This is a genomic window from Thauera aminoaromatica (genome assembly GCF_000021765.1).
Taxonomy (GTDB): Bacteria; Pseudomonadota; Gammaproteobacteria; order Burkholderiales; family Rhodocyclaceae; genus Thauera; species Thauera aminoaromatica.
Map to the genome: position 1 here is coordinate 2,716,664 of NC_011662.2, position 14,153 is coordinate 2,730,816.

Annotated in this window: 15 protein-coding genes; 9 read left to right on the plus strand and 6 right to left on the minus strand. The window is 71.1% G+C overall.

Translation table 11 applies throughout. The features are described 5' to 3' along the window. The first annotated feature begins 47 nt into the window (after positions 1 to 47). Complete coding sequence (gorA, locus tag TMZ1T_RS11980) at positions 48 to 1,388, plus strand: glutathione-disulfide reductase (RefSeq protein ID WP_004323013.1); 1,341 nt, start codon at positions 48 to 50, stop codon at positions 1,386 to 1,388. An 11-nt stretch (positions 1,389 to 1,399) separates the two neighbouring features. Beyond that, complete coding sequence (locus tag TMZ1T_RS11985; RefSeq protein ID WP_004323014.1) at positions 1,400 to 1,609, plus strand: hypothetical protein; 210 nt, start codon at positions 1,400 to 1,402, stop codon at positions 1,607 to 1,609. Here TMZ1T_RS11985 and TMZ1T_RS11990 read toward each other — a convergent pair. Next, positions 1,606 to 1,932 (minus strand): DUF2249 domain-containing protein, encoded by a 327-nt coding sequence (locus tag TMZ1T_RS11990; protein ID WP_004323015.1) that lies wholly within the window; start codon positions 1,930 to 1,932, stop codon positions 1,606 to 1,608. The genes TMZ1T_RS11985 and TMZ1T_RS11990 overlap by 4 nt on opposite strands. A gap of 160 nt (positions 1,933 to 2,092) precedes the next feature. On the opposite strand from TMZ1T_RS11990, the gene TMZ1T_RS11995 reads away from it, so the two are divergent. The 4 genes from TMZ1T_RS11995 (at position 2,093) to TMZ1T_RS12010 (ending at position 4,892) form a co-directional block, all read left to right on the plus strand. Continuing rightward, positions 2,093 to 2,731 carry a LemA family protein gene (locus tag TMZ1T_RS11995; RefSeq protein WP_004323016.1) on the plus strand — a complete coding sequence of 213 codons (639 nt, stop codon included), beginning with the start codon at positions 2,093 to 2,095 and terminating at the stop codon, positions 2,729 to 2,731. A 3-nt stretch (positions 2,732 to 2,734) separates the two neighbouring features. After that, positions 2,735 to 3,631 carry a TPM domain-containing protein gene (locus TMZ1T_RS12000; RefSeq protein WP_012585539.1) on the plus strand — a complete coding sequence of 299 codons (897 nt, stop codon included), beginning with the start codon at positions 2,735 to 2,737 and terminating at the stop codon, positions 3,629 to 3,631. After that, positions 3,631 to 4,167, plus strand: a complete 537-nt coding sequence (locus TMZ1T_RS12005; protein ID WP_004321069.1) for a TPM domain-containing protein — start codon at positions 3,631 to 3,633, stop codon at positions 4,165 to 4,167. Before TMZ1T_RS12000 ends, TMZ1T_RS12005 begins: the two co-directional genes overlap by 1 nt. A 218-nt stretch (positions 4,168 to 4,385) precedes the next feature. Continuing rightward, positions 4,386 to 4,892: a phasin family protein gene (locus tag TMZ1T_RS12010; RefSeq protein WP_004321068.1), complete on the plus strand. Its 507-nt coding sequence runs from the start codon at positions 4,386 to 4,388 to the stop codon at positions 4,890 to 4,892. 127 nt (positions 4,893 to 5,019) lie between these two features. Here the strand turns inward: TMZ1T_RS12010 and moaE are convergent, their stop codons facing one another. The 5 genes from moaE to TMZ1T_RS12035 form a co-directional block, all read right to left on the minus strand. Next, positions 5,020 to 5,559 carry a molybdopterin synthase catalytic subunit MoaE gene (gene moaE / locus TMZ1T_RS12015; protein ID WP_004321067.1) on the minus strand — a complete coding sequence of 180 codons (540 nt, stop codon included), beginning with the start codon at positions 5,557 to 5,559 and terminating at the stop codon, positions 5,020 to 5,022. 2 nt (positions 5,560 to 5,561) lie between these two features. Continuing rightward, entirely contained in the window at positions 5,562 to 5,822 is a 261-nt protein-coding gene (moaD, locus tag TMZ1T_RS12020) for a molybdopterin converting factor subunit 1 (protein ID WP_004321066.1), read from the minus strand. A 54-nt stretch (positions 5,823 to 5,876) separates the two neighbouring features. Then, positions 5,877 to 7,082, minus strand: coding sequence for a molybdopterin molybdotransferase MoeA (locus tag TMZ1T_RS12025; protein WP_012585540.1), 1,206 nt, complete (start codon positions 7,080 to 7,082; stop codon positions 5,877 to 5,879). Beyond that, entirely contained in the window at positions 7,079 to 7,573 is a 495-nt protein-coding gene (mobB, locus tag TMZ1T_RS12030; protein ID WP_004321064.1) for a molybdopterin-guanine dinucleotide biosynthesis protein B, read from the minus strand. Before mobB ends, TMZ1T_RS12025 begins: the two co-directional genes overlap by 4 nt. A 76-nt stretch (positions 7,574 to 7,649) precedes the next feature. Then, the gene (locus TMZ1T_RS12035; protein ID WP_012585541.1) at positions 7,650 to 9,611 is read right to left on the minus strand and encodes an ATP-dependent DNA helicase; all 1,962 of its coding nucleotides are present in this window, start codon (positions 9,609 to 9,611) and stop codon (positions 7,650 to 7,652) included. Between the two features lie 367 nt (positions 9,612 to 9,978). Here TMZ1T_RS12035 and TMZ1T_RS12040 point away from each other — a divergent pair, with 367 nt between their 5' ends. The 3 genes from TMZ1T_RS12040 to gspE are packed head-to-tail and all read left to right on the plus strand — an operon-like array spanning position 9,979 to position 14,149. Continuing rightward, positions 9,979 to 10,533: a type II secretion system protein N gene (locus TMZ1T_RS12040; RefSeq protein ID WP_245537182.1), complete on the plus strand. Its 555-nt coding sequence runs from the start codon at positions 9,979 to 9,981 to the stop codon at positions 10,531 to 10,533. Next, a complete protein-coding gene (gspD, locus tag TMZ1T_RS12045; protein WP_012585542.1) occupies positions 10,530 to 12,716 on the plus strand; it encodes a type II secretion system secretin GspD in 2,187 nt (728 codons plus the stop codon). Before TMZ1T_RS12040 ends, gspD begins: the two co-directional genes overlap by 4 nt. Then, complete coding sequence (gene gspE, locus TMZ1T_RS12050) at positions 12,716 to 14,149, plus strand: type II secretion system ATPase GspE (RefSeq protein WP_004321060.1); 1,434 nt, start codon at positions 12,716 to 12,718, stop codon at positions 14,147 to 14,149. The genes gspD and gspE overlap by 1 nt, the downstream gene beginning before the upstream one ends. Positions 14,150 to 14,153: the final 4 nt, after the last annotated feature.

Consider the following 14,153-nt stretch of genomic DNA (forward strand, 5'->3'; position numbering starts at 1 on the left):
GCGCGACAACGAGGCGGCCGCCAGCCGCCCACGGAAAGGGAGAACCCATGAAGGAATACGACCTGATCGCCATCGGCGGCGGCAGCGGTGGCGTCGCCACCGCCCGCCGCGCCGCGGAATACGGTGCGCGCGTGCTGCTGATCGAGGCCGCCCGCCTCGGCGGCACCTGCGTCAACGTCGGTTGCGTGCCCAAGAAGGTGATGTGGTACGCCTCGGGCATCGCGCAGGCGCTGCGCGATGCCCCCGGATACGGCTTCGCGGAGGTCGCCGGGCGCTTCGACTGGGCCACGCTCAAGCAGCGTCGCGATGCCTACGTCGAGCGCCTCAACGGCATCTACGCCGGCATGCTGGACAAGTCCGGCGTCGAGCTGAAGCGCGGCTTCGCACGCTTCTCCGGCCCGCGGGTGGTCGAGGTCGAAGGCGAGCGCTTCACCGCACCCCACATCGTGATCTCCACCGGCGGCCGCCCCGCCCTGCCCGACCTGCCCGGCGCCGAGCTCGGCATCGATTCGGACGGCTTCTTCGCCCTCGAGGCGCAGCCGCGTCGCGTCGCCGTGGTCGGCGCGGGATACATCGCGGTGGAGCTGGCCGGCGTTTTCCACGGCCTGGGCAGCGAGGTCTCCATGCTCGTGCGCGGCGATCGCCTGCTGCGCCCCTTCGACGCCATGCTGCGCGACGAACTCGCCGCGCAGATGCAGGAGGACGGCATCGCGCTTCGCTTCGGCACCCGGGCGCGCGCGCTGCGGCGCCAGGCCGACGGCAGCCTGCTCGTCGACTGCGGCGAGGCCGGCAGCCTCGAGGTGGACGCGCTGGTGTGGGCCACAGGCCGCCAGCCCAACACCGACCGCCTGCAACTCGCCGCGGCCGGCATCGAGGCCGACGCCAAGGGTACGATCCCCACCGACGCGTTCCAGAACACCAACGTGCCCGGCATCTACGCGATCGGCGACATCACCGGCCGCGCCGAGCTCACCCCGGTGGCGATCGCGGCGGGTCGCCGGCTTGCGCTGCGCCTGTTCCGCGGCGGGTCCGACAGCAAGCTGGACTACGAGAACATCCCCACCGTGGTGTTCAGCCACCCGGCCATCGGCACCGTCGGCCTCACCGAGGAAGAGGCGCGCAAGCGCTTCGCCGACGTGAAGGTCTACAGCACGCGCTTCACCGCCATGTACAACGCGCTCACCGAGCACCGTCCGAAGACCTCGATGAAGCTGGTCTGCGTCGGCGCGGACGAGCGCATCGTCGGCGCCCACGTGATCGGCGACGGCGCCGACGAGATGCTGCAGGGCTTCGCGGTGGCGGTGAAGATGGGCGCGCGCAAGGCGGACTTCGACGACACGGTCGCGATCCACCCGACCAGCGCCGAAGAATTCGTCACCATGCGCTAAGGGAGCGAGCGATGCCGATGACTTACGAGCAACACCTGGACGAGGTCGCCACGCTTTTATACGAGCGCTACGACCAGAGCGAAAAGGCGGCCATCAAGCTGGTGATGGCCGCCCAGGAGGACGGGTTCTTCAGCGGGCACGACGACGATCCGTCGATATGCACCCTGGAACGCGCGCAGGCCGATGCCCGCGCGGTCTTCCGCAAGTACGGAAAGGCTTAGGAGCAGCAGCCGTGGCCGCCACCGCCGCCGCAACCGCCGCCACCGGCGACCGCGGCAGCGGGCGCCCCCACCGCAGCCGGAGCGCCGAGCTGGATGGTGAAGTCGATGACGATGTTGCCCGGCTCGCGGGCGACGTAGTGGATGCCGACCTGGTTGCCGTAGCGTTGCTGGATCTGGTTCAGCAGCGGCAGCGGATCGTGGTCGTTGACGAAGCGCATGACCTCGCCGTCCTCGAGCGACTCGAGCGCACCGAAGATGGCGGCATGGCGGAAGCGCTTGGCAACGCCGCGCGCATCGAAGGGGTGAACAGCGTTATCGGACATCTTGGATCTTCCATTGGGGGTCCGGTCTCGAACCTGCGGCCGGAATCGCAGCTCGCGAATCCTAGTACCGCGCGCAGGCGGAATCCTTGAGCAAGGACAAAAACCCCGTGCGCACTGCTAGAGTGAAGATCTTTCCACCGGCATCTTCCGGAGAAGCGAAATGGATTCCCGCCCCGCTCGTCGGCCTTTCCGTCACCTCGGCCGCCTCGCGCTACCGCTCGTCCTCGCCGCCTCGCTGACCCTGTCCGGCTGCGGTTACAACGACTTCCAGCGCCTCGACGAACAGACCCGCGCCGCGTGGTCGGAGGTGCTCAACCAGTACCAGCGCCGCGCCGATCTCATCCCCAACCTGGTCGAGACGGTCAAGGGCGAAGCCGCCTTCGAGCAGGAGACGCTGACCCGCGTGATCGAGGCGCGCGCCCGCGCCACATCGATCCAGGTCACCCCCGGAATGCTCGACGACCCGCAGGCGCTGGAGCGCTTCCAGCAGGCCCAGGGCCAGCTCGGCAGCGCGCTGTCGCGTCTGCTCGCGGTCGCCGAGAACTACCCCGACCTCAAGGCGAACCAGGGCTTCCAGGACCTGCGCGTACAGCTCGAGGGCACCGAGAACCGCGTCACCGTGGCGCGCAACCGCTACATCGACGCCGTCCAGCAATACAACGTGCTGGCGCGCAGCTTCCCGTCCAACCTCACTGCGATGGTGTTCGGCTACCAGCCCAAACCCGGCTTCACGGTGGCCGACGAGGCCGCGATCTCGGCGCCGCCCCGGGTCGACTTCGGTGGCCAGGGCGGACGCTGAGCGATGGCGCAGCAGCTCTGGCGCGCGCTGCTGACGCTCGCCGCACTGTTCGCGACCGGGCTGGCGCTTGCCCAGCCGCTGCAGCCGGTGCCGGCACTGCAGGCGCGTGTGACCGACCTCACCGCAACGCTGTCGGCGGCGCAGGTGCGCGCGCTCGAGGGCAAGCTCGCCGCCTTCGAGGCCGCGCATGGCAGCCAGATCGCCGTGCTGCTCGTGCGCAGCACCACGCCCGAGGATATCGCCGCCTACGCCTTCCGTGTCGCGGATGCCTGGAAGATCGGCCGTCGCGAGGTGGGCGACGGCGTGCTGCTGCTGGTGGCGAAGGACGACCGCAAGGTGCGCATCGAGGTCGCCCGTGCGCTCGAGGGCGCGATCCCCGACCTCGCCGCCCGGCGCATCATCGACGGCGCGATCACGCCGGCCCTCCGCCGTGGCGACTTCGCCGGCGGCATCGACGCCGGTGTGGGAGGCCTGTCCGCGCTGATCCGCGGCGAGAACCTGCCTGCGCCGGAACCCGCCGCACGCGGCGGCGGAGGCGCCGGCATCGAGGACCTCGGCGCCCTGCTTTTCGTCGGCGTGCCGATTCTCGGCGCGGTGCTGGTGGGCATGCTCGGGCGCAAACCCGGGGCCTTCGCGACGGGCGCCGTCACCGGGCTCATCGTGCATCTGCTTACCGCCAGCCTCTTTCTCGCCCTCGTCGGCGGCGTGCTCGCCGTGGTCTTCGTGCTCGCGCTCGGCATCGGCGGCGGCGGTCGCGGCGGTCCGCCGCATCGCGGCGGAGGGCCGGTCATCCGCGGCGGCAGCCTCGGCGGCCTGGGCGGCGGCAGGCTCGGGGGTGGCGGGTTCCGTTCCGGCGGCGGAGGCAGTTTCGGTGGCGGCGGCGCCTCGGGGAGCTGGTGATGGAGACACTGCGCAGGCTCCTGCGCCACCTCTGGCTCGACGCCGACGACGCCCGTCGCGCACTCGGCGAGGCGGCGCTCGACCGCCTGGAAGCGCGTGTTCGCTCAAGCGAGACCGGCCACACCGGGCAGATCTGCCTGTGCGTCGAGGCCAGCCTGCCGCCGAGCTACCTCTGGCGCCACCTCGCGCGCCGCGAGGCGCTCGCGAGCGTAATCCGCGACCGCGCGATCACGCTGTTCGGCAAGCAGCGCGTGTGGGACACCGAGGACAACAACGGCGTGCTGGTCTATCTGCTGCTCGCCGAGCACCGCATCGAGATCGTCGCGGATCGTGCGCTCGCACGCCAGCTCGAACCCGCCGCCTGGCAGGCACTGGTCGATCGCCTCGCCACGCCCTGCCGCGAAGCGCGCTTCGAGGACGCGCTCGCGGCCGCGGTGGATTGCCTGGACCAGCTGCTGCGCGCGGCTTTCCGCGGGGCGGGCGCCACCGGCCTTGCGAGCGGTGGCGGTCTCTCCGACCGCCCGGTGCTGCGCTGAAGCGACCGAAGCTGTTGCAGCGCAGCATCATACGCACCCGTCACGCCGTCGAAGCACCGGATGCGCCGCGGAGCCGCAAGCGAGCTGTGCTATTGTGGAAGCCGGGATGGTGAAGTCGGTGAGGATGTGCCGGCCCGAGAACAACAAGGGACACCGTCCCGAGGGCGCCAAGCCCGGAAAAAGTCAGACAACCGATACGTGCGAGTGGAGAGGAGCCTATGGCCAGCAAACAGGAACAGTTGAACGAACTTCAGAAGAAGAACCTCGAGGCGGCGATGCGCCTGGCCCAGATGTCGATCGAGAACTCGCAGCGCATCATGGAGATCCAGGTCACCACGGCCAAGCGTCTGTTCGAGGAAGGCGTGCAGAACGCCAAGGCCCTCTCGGCCGCGAAGGACCCGCAGGGCGCGATGGAAATGCGCGCGAGCTACGCGCAGCGCACCACCGAAGAGATGCTCGCGTGCGCACGCCAGATTGCCGAGATCACCGCTGCCACCCAGGCCGAGTTCGGCCGGCTGGTGGGGGAGCAGCTGAGCTCGGGCAGCACCGACATGTTCGAAGCCATGCAGAAGATGTTCACCGGCATGCCGATCGCCGATCAGAACGCGCTGGGCGCGATGCAGACCGCGATGGACACCACCCGTGCGGCCTTCGAACAGATGACGCGCGCCTCCACCCAGGCCTTCCAGGCCTTCACCCAGCAGGGTGGCAAGGGTCGTCGCTGAACGCCTCCGCCTCGTGTGGCGGGCCGTTCCCGCTGCGATTGAAAACGGCGCCTTGCGGCGCCGTTTTGTTTGATCCGCATCCCGCAAGAACCCGCAAAGGGCGGCCTCCCCGGCCGTCCTCGCCCCCTCAGCGCCGCAGCTCGATGTCGTCCCAGTCCTCGCCCTCGCCCGCGGGGACCTGCGCACCGGAGGCGGCCCAGCGCGCAGCGGCCGAGTCGTCACTCTCGCGCGCATCGACCCAACGCGCGCCCTGCGGCGTCTCCTCGCACTTCCAGAACGGGGCCCGCGTCTTCAGGTAGTCCATGATGAACTCGCAGGCGGCGAAGGCCTCGCCACGATGCGCGCTCGTCACGCCGACGAAGACGATGCGGTCGGCGGGCTCCAGGCGGCCGTAGCGGTGGATGACGCGCACGGAGAGCAGCGACCAGCGCGCCTTCGCCTGCTCGACGATCTCCTCGAGCGCGCGCTCGGTCATGCCCGGGTAGTGCTCCAGCGTCATCGCGCGCACGCCGCTGCCGTCGTTGGCGTCGCGCACCAGGCCGACGAAGCTCGCCACCGCGCCGACGTCGCGCCGTCCCTCGCCGAGGCGCGCGATCTCGCCCCCGACGTCGAAGTCCTCGTGCTGGACGCTGACCTCGGCGGCGTCCTGCGCTCTCGCTTCCACCATCGTCAGCCTCCGGTCACCGGCGGAAAGAAGGCGACCTCGTCGCCGGCATCGAGCGACGCATCGGCGCCCGCCATCTTCTGGTTGAGCGCCGCGCGCACGTTGCGCCCGGCCGCCAGCGCCTGCCAGCCCTCGCCGCGCGCGGCCAGGTGGCTGCGCAAGGCCCCCACCGTGCCGACGCCGGCGGGCAGGTCCAGCTCCTCGCCGGCGCACCCCACAGCCTCGCGCAGGCTCGCGAAATACAGAATCTTCACCTTGCTCGTCATGTCCGTCTCGTTCCCTTGATTGCCCGTCCGCGTCCGCTCGTCCCCATCCGCGCCTCAGTGCAGCAGGTCGCCGTAGGGCAGGAAGCGCACCGTCTCGCCGCACGCGATCACCGTGCCGGCCGGGATGTCGACCAGGCCGTTGGCCCACACGGTGGACTCGAGCGCCGCCGAGCCCTGGTTGGCGAAGAGTTCCACCCCGCCCTGCGCGTTCATGCGCGCGCGCAGGAACTCACGCCGGCGGTCGGGCCGCGGCCAGTCGAAGTCGGCGCGCAACTGCATCGACGCCGGAGCGACCTCGCTCACTCCCTGGGTGGCGAGCAGGAAGGGCCGCACCATCAACAGGAAGGTCACGAAGCTCGACACCGGGTTGCCCGGCAGACCGATGAAGGCGGCACCATGCACCCGCCCGTAGGCCAGCGGCTTGCCCGGCTTCATCGCGATCTTCCACATGTCCAGGCTGCCCTCGGCCTCGACCGCCGGCTTGACGTGGTCTTCCTCGCCCACCGACACGCCGCCGCTGGTGAGGATGAGATCGTGTCCCTCGGCCGCGCGGCGCAGCACCTCGCGGGTGGCGTCGAGGCGGTCGGGCACGATGCCGAAGTCCTCGACCTCGCAGCCTAGCCCGGCGAGCAGGCCGCGCAGCAGGTACCGGTTGGAGTTGTAGATGCCGCCGGGCGGCAGGGGCTCGCCCGGCATCACCAGCTCGGAGCCGGTCGAGAAGACGGCGACCTTGACGCGCCGATGCACCGGCAGCCGCGCCAGACCCACCGAGGCGGCGAGCGCGACCGCCTGCGGGCTCAGGCGCAGCCCGGCGGGCAGCACGCGCGCGCCGCGGGCGACATCCTCGCCCATGCGACGCACCGCCTCGCCGGCACGCGGCACCGTGTTGACCACCACCTCGTCGCCGGCGTGCTCGCACAGCTCCTGCATCACCACGGTATCCGCGCCGGGGGGCAGCGGCGCGCCGGTGAAGATGCGCGCGGCGGTGCCGGGGGCGAGCTCGTGGCCGACGCTGCCGGCGGGGATGCGCTGGCTCACCGGCAGGCGGGTTCCGGCTACCGGCACGTCGACGGCGCGCAGGGCGTAGCCGTCCATGCCGGAGTTGTCCATCGGCGGCTGGTCGATGGTGGAATGCTGATCGACCGCGAGCACGCGGCCGGCGGCGAACAGGGTGTCCACCTCCTCCACCTCGCGCACCGGGCGGACGAAGCCGAGCAGCTTCTCGTAGGCCTCGTCGAAGGAAAGCATGTCGGGGTTCATCGGTTCTTGAAGTAGTCCAGGATGAAGTCGGCGACCACGGCGGGCTCGTCGAGCGGCAGACGCGGCAGCGGGCAGTCGATCTCGCCGTTGGTGGCGACCGCGACCACGTGCGGGTTCTCGGGCCACAGCGGCGGCTTGCCGTGCGAGGGGCGGTGGATCTCGATCTTGGGTACCGCCGCCGCCTTGTAGCCTTCGATCAGCACCAGGTCGCAGGGTTCGAGCAGGCGCAGCTGCTCGTCCAGCGTGGGCTCGGGGGCGCCGCGCAGCTCGTGCATCAGCACCCAGCGGTCGTTCGACAGCATCAGCACCTGCATCGCGCCGGCCTCGCGGTGGCGCCACGAGTCCTTGCCCGGCTTGTCGAGGTCGAAGCCGTGGTGGGCGTGCTTGATCACCGACACGCGCAGACCGCGCGCGGTGAATTCGGGGATCAGCTTTTCGACCAGGGTGGTCTTGCCGGAGCCGGACCAGCCGGCGAAACCGAAGACTTTCATCGAGACTCGCCCCACGGCGTGATATGAGCAGGGCCGAAGGATACAACAGAGCGCCGCTGCCCACCCTTGACCCAGCTCAGCCGGCTTGCCTTGGTGGCGGCAGGCTCTCGAGGAAGGCGACCGCGTCGGCTTCGGCGCGCGTGCGGCGCATGGGCGGCAGGCTGCGCCAGACGACCTTGCCGTAGGACTTGTCGATCATGCGCGGGTCGCAGATGCACAGCACGCCGCGGTCGCGCTCGCTGCGGATCAGGCGCCCGGCGCCCTGCTTCATGTTGATCACGGTCTTGGGCAGCTGGTGATGCACGAAGGGGCTCAGGCCCTGCTTCTGCATGTGCTCGACGCGCGCCGCCAGCACCGGGTCGTCGGGCGGCGCGAAGGGCAGCTTGTCGATCACCACCAGCGAGAGCGCGTCGCCCGGCACGTCGACGCCCTCCCAGAAGCTCTGGCTCGCCACCAGCACCGCGTTGCCCAGGCGGCGGAAGCGCTCGAGCAGCTCGGTGCGCGAACCCTCGCCCTGCAGCAGCACCGGCAGCGCGTCACCGCTCTGCGCAAGCCCGTCGAGGATCAGCTCGTGGATGCGGCGCATCGCACGCAGCGAGGTGCACAGCACGAAGGCGCGCCCTCTTGCGGCGCGGATCAGCGGCAGCGCGACCTTCGCGACACGCTCGGTGTAGTCGGGCGAGTTGGGCTCGGGCATGCCGGCCGGCGCGTACAGCAGCGCCTGCTCGGCGTAGTCGAAGGGGCTGCCCCACACCGCGGTGAGCGGCGGCGGGTCCATCCAGGCCAGGCCCAGCTCGCGGCAGTAGTGACCGAAGTCGGCCTTGCCCACCGCCAGCGTCGCCGAGGTGAAGATCCACGCGCGCGGGTGGCCTTCGAGCTGGCGCTTGAACACGTCCGACACGTGCAGGGGGGTGGCATTGAGCGCGAGCGACTGGGTGAAGACCTCGACCCAGCGGATCAGCTCCTTGTCTTCGGGCTTGCGCCAGCTCGCCAGGCGTTCGGACATCTCCTCGGTGCGGCGCAGGCAGTTGCCCAGGCCCTCGGAGCGCTCGGCCTGGGTGGCGAGGACCGCGTGGAAGTCGGCGAGCGCCTTCTCCAGCGCCTCGACCATGACGTCGAAGTTCTCGTGCTCGCCGGCCTGCGCGGCGGAGAGCCGCGCGCTCTCCGGCCCGAACACCAGGCGCAGGTCGCGTGCGGCCTTTTCCAGGTTGCGGGTCTGGTCGATCATCGCCACGCAGTCGCGCGCCGCGGCCACGGTCTCGGAGCGCGTATCGCGCGCCAGCTCCAGCACCTGGGCGGTGGACACGCTGTCGCCGAAGAACAGGCTCGCGGTCTCGGGGAGCTGGTGGGCCTCGTCGAAGATCACCGCGTTGCACGCCGGCAGCAGCTCGCCCATGCCCTCGTCGCGCAACATCACGTCGGCGAAGAAGAGGTGGTGATTGACCACCACCACGTCGGCCTCCATCGCGTTGCGCCGCGCCTGCATCACGAAGCACTCGTCCTTGTGCGGGCAGTCCTGGCCGAGGCAGTTGTCGCGTGTCGAGGTCGCGGCGAGCCAGGCCAGCGAGTCCTCGCGCACGTCGGTGCATTCGGCCTTGTCGCCGGTCTGCGTGAGCCTGGCGAAGCGCGTGATCGCGCGCAGGTCTGCGGCGTCCTGCGCGGTGAGGAAGCGGCCGTCGCGCGCGTTGCGCTCGAGGTGGTAGTGGCAGACGTAGTTGGCGCGCCCCTTCAGCAGCGCGATCGTCACCGGCACCTTCAACGCGGCGCGCACGGTGGGCAGGTCGCGGTTGAAGAGCTGGTCCTGCAGCGTCTTGGTGCCGGTGGAGATGATGGCCTTGCCCCCGGCCAGCAGCGCCGGCACCAGGTAGGCGAAGGTCTTGCCGGTGCCGGTGCCGGCCTCCGCCACCAGCACGCGGTTCTCGCGCAGCGCCTCGGCGATCTTCTGCGCCATCTCGATCTGCTGCGGACGGGCACGAAAACCGGGGATCGCGGCGGCGAGCGGGCCGTCGTCGGCGAAGATCGGGGCGGGGTCGGACATGATGCGTCGTGGGCTTCCGGGGCAAGCTGTACATTATCCCAGTTTCGGTGCAACTAGCCTATTCGCTTGCCGCGCCCACGAGGCTCCACGGCCCGCTCGGGCGATCGCGGCACGCCCCGGGTCCGGTCGACGGCAACACCACTGCAACATCTCCAGCCGATAGTCCACAGCCTTTGCCAGCGACAGAACGGCGATCACCCCGAATGGCCCCATGAGGGGACGGACGCCAGCCCACGCATGCGAACTGGCGCCTGCTTTCCCGAAAACGCGCATTCCGGTGGCGTCCCATGCCCTGCGCCGAACGACAGTCGACCTGTCGCTGCGATCCCGTCGCGCGCGCCGGACATCGCGCCTGCGGTCTTCACCAGTGTCCCCGCTCCTGCCGATGCCGACGTATTCCCGCCGCCACACCGCCGCCCTCCGCTCCCTGCCGAACACCCTGCCCACGCTCGCCTGGCTGCTCGCGCTGACCTCTTGCGCCTGGGTGGCGGCGGAGCTGTTCTGGCAACTTGCGGCGCCCGCGCCGGTGGCTGCGGTTGCGCGCCACGAGACCGACGCCCGCAAGGTGGCCGCACGCATCGGCCTGCATGTGGGTCGTGCCGCACCGGTCGCCGACAAGGCCCCGATGCGCGCGGCAGGCCCGGATGCACGCTACACGGTCACCGGCATCGCCACCGGCTTCGGCGCCCTGCCCGGCTTCGCGATCCTGCAGGCCGAGGACGGCTCCAGCCTCAGCCTGAGCCCCGGCCAGGCCCTGCCCGATGGCCGCAGGCTCGTCCGCCTACTGCCCGAGGCCGCCGAATTCGAGCTCGATGGCCGCCGCAGCACGCTCGCCCTGCCCGCGCGCGCCAGCGAGCGCGGCGAGTCCTCCCGCCCACCCACGCCCGTCGCCGATGGCGGGCCCAGACGCGATCCCCGATGACCCGCCTTTCCACCCTCCGACCGCTTCCTCGTTCCTTCCCCGCGCGGGGCCGAGCCGTGTTGCGCAATGCGCTGCGCGCGCTCGCCATTGCCGCGCTCGGCCTCGGCTCGTGCCTCGTGCACGCCGCGGGCGAGCCGGTGGCGCTCAACTTCCAGAACGCCGAGATCGACGCGGTGATCCAGGCGATCGGACGCATCTCGGGGCGCAACTTTCTCATCGATCCACGCGTCAAGGGCAAGATCAACCTCGTCACCAACACCCCCGTGGCCCCGGAGCTGACCTACCAGATCCTGCTGTCGGCGCTGCGCCTGCAGGGCTACGCGGCGATCGAGGAGTCGGGCGTGACCAAGCTCGTGCCCGAGGCCGACGCCAAGCTGCACGGCGTGCCGGTGGTCAGTGGCCGTCCGGGCGCGGGCGCAGCGCGCGGCGACCGCCTGGTGACCCAGGTGTTCGCGCTGCGCCATGAATCCGCGGTGCATATGGTCAACGTGGTGCGCCCGCTGGTCTCGGCCAACAACGCGGTCACCGCCTTCCCCGGCAACAACACCCTGGTGGTCACCGACTACGCCGAGAACCTGCGCCGGCTGGCAACCGTGATCGACTCGATCGACACGCCGCAGGGCGACGTCGCGGTGCTGCAGCTGCAGCACGCGATGGCCAACGACCTTGCCCCGGTGCTCGTCCGCCTGCTCGCCGAGCAGCAGACCGGTGGCCAGAACGCGGGCGGGCTCGCACCGCCGCAGATCGTCGCCGAACCCAACAGCAACAGCCTGCTGGTGCGTGCCGACACGCCGAGCCGCCTGGCCGCGCTGCGCCAGCTCGTCACCGCGCTCGACCGTCCGGGCGCGGGCGGCGACATTCGCGTGGTGTATCTGCGCAACGCCGACGCCGTCCAGGTCGCCGCGACGCTCAATGCCGCGCTCGCCGGGGAGGGCGGCACGAGCGACGCTGCAAGCACGCAGCCGCTGTCGCGCAACAGCGGCGGCGGCAGTGGCTTCGGCACGGACAGTTCCGCCCCGTCCGGAATGGGCGTCGCCAGCGCCCCCCTGCGCGGCACCGGCTCCACCTCCGGCAGCGCAGCAGGCGGTCTTTCCTCCGCCACGCGCGGCGGCATGGTGCAGCCGGACGCGGTGAACAACGCGCTGATCATCACCGCGCCCGACGCCGTCTACCGCAACCTGCGCGCGGTCATCGACCAGCTCGACCGCCGCCGTGCGCAGGTCTACATCGAGGCGCTGATCGCCGAGATCTCCACCGAGCGCGCCGCCGAGTTCGGCTTCCAGTGGGTCGCCGGCGCCTCGGCGGGCGAGGTCGGCGTACTCGGCGCGCAGCTCTTCAACAGCGGCGGCGGCAACCTCGGCCAGCTCATCGCCGGCAGCGCCGACCGGACCAGGCTGACGCTGCCGAACAATGGCCTCAACCTGGTGGTGGGCGGCGGCAAGGTCAACGTGCCCGGCATCGGCGAAGTGCTTAGCCTGGGCGTGCTGGCCCGTTTCCTCGAGAACGAGGTCAGCGCCAACATCCTGTCCACGCCCAACCTCATCACCCTCGACAACGAGGAGGCGCGCATCGTCGTCGGTCGCAACCTGCCCTTCGTCACCGGCCAGTACGCCAACACCGGCGGCGGCACCACGCCCGCCAACCCCTTCCAGACCATCGAGCGCCGCGATGTCGGCCTCACCCTGCACGTCAAGCCGCAGATCTCCGAGGGCGGCGCGATCCGCCTGCAGATCTACCAGGAGGCCTCGGCCGTGGTGGGCAGCGCCGAGAGCGCCGCCGCCGGCAACTCGGTGACCACGAAGCGCTCGATCGAGTCCATGGTGCTGGTCGACGACGGCGCCATCCTCGCCCTCGGCGGACTGGTCGAGGACAGCTACAGCGGCGGCGAGGAGAAGGTGCCGGTGCTCGGCGACCTCCCCTTCGCCGGCAGCCTGTTCCGCTACGACACGCGCAAGCGCGCCAAGACCAACCTGGTGGTGTTCCTGCGCCCGGTGATCCTGCGCGACCGCGAAAGCTACGCCGCGCTCACCGACAGCCGCTACGACTACGTGATCGGCCGCCGCGACCAGCTGCCCTCGGGCGCCAATCTGCTGCGCGACCCGCCGCCGGGCGAGCCGGCGCCGGTGGTCGACCTCGCCTTCCGCCCCTTGCAGCCCGCCGTGACGCCGGCGGCCCCGCGCTGATGGGTTTCGAGCTGCCCTACGGCTTCGCGCGCGACCACGGCGTGCTGGTCGCGGCCCTCGGCGCCGAACACGCCGAGGTGCTGGTGCGCGAGGACGTTCGCCCGCAAGCGCTCGCCGAAGTGCGCCGCAGCCTCGGCCTGCCCCTGCGCCTGCAGCGCGTGCCGCGCGCGCTCTTCGACGCCCGCCTCGCCGAGGCCTACGGCGGCGCCGGCGACAGTGCGGCGGAGATCGTCGCCGACGTCGGTCAGGAGGTCGACCTCGATCGCCTGATGACCGAGCTGCCCGCGGTCGAGGACCTGCTCGACACCCAGGACGACGCGCCGATCATCCGCCTGATCAACGCCTTGCTCACCCAGGCGGTGCGCGACGGCGCCTCGGACGTGCACATCGAGCCCTACGAGCGCGAGTCGGTGGTGCGCCTGCGCCGCGACGGCGTGCTGCGCGACATCGCCCGACCGCGCCGCGGCCTGCACGCGGCGATGGCCTCGCGCATCAAGATCATGGCGCAGCTCGACATCGCCGAGAAACGCCTGCCCCAGGACGGCCGCATCACCCTGCGCCTGGCCGGGCGGGCGGTCGATGTGCGCGTGTCCACCGTACCGACCACCCACGGCGAACGCCTGGTGCTGCGCCTGCTCGACAAGCAGGCCGGGCAGATCGGCCTCGACGGCCTCGGCATGGCGCCCGACACCAGCGCCGTGTTCGCCGACCTGCTCGCCCGGCCGCACGGCATCCTGCTCGTCACCGGCCCCACCGGCTCGGGCAAGACGACCACGCTGTACGCGGCGCTGCAAAGCCTGGATGCCGGCCGCCTCAACATCGTCACGGTCGAGGATCCGGTGGAATTCGATCTGCCCGGGGTCGGCCAGATCCCGGTCAACCCGCGCATCGAGCTCGACTTCGCGCGCGCGCTGCGCGCCATCCTGCGCCAGGACCCGGACGTGATCATGATCGGCGAGATCCGCGACCTCGAGACCGCGCAGATCGCCATCCAGGCCAGCCTCACCGGCCACCTCGTGCTCGCCACCCTGCACACCAACGACAGCGCGGCCGCGCTCACCCGCCTGGTGGACATGGGCATCGAGCCCTTCCTGCTCGCCTCCACACTGCGCGGCGTGCTCGCCCAGCGCCTGGTGCGCAAGCTCTGTCCCGACTGCCGCCAGCCCGCCGCGCCCGCCAGCACGACGCGGGGCTGGGAAGCCGGCCAGTGCGCGCACTGCGGCCACAGCGGCTACCGCGGGCGTGCCGGCATCTACGAGCTGCTGGTGGTCGACGAGGGCCTGCGCCGCCTGATCCACGACGGCGCCGACGAGGACCGCCTGCGCGCCCACGCGCGCGCCGCCGGCATGCACAGCCTGCACGAGGACGGCCTGCGCCACGTCGCCAGCGGGCTGACCAGCGCCGCCGAGCTGCAGCGCGTGATCCGCGCCTGAGCCA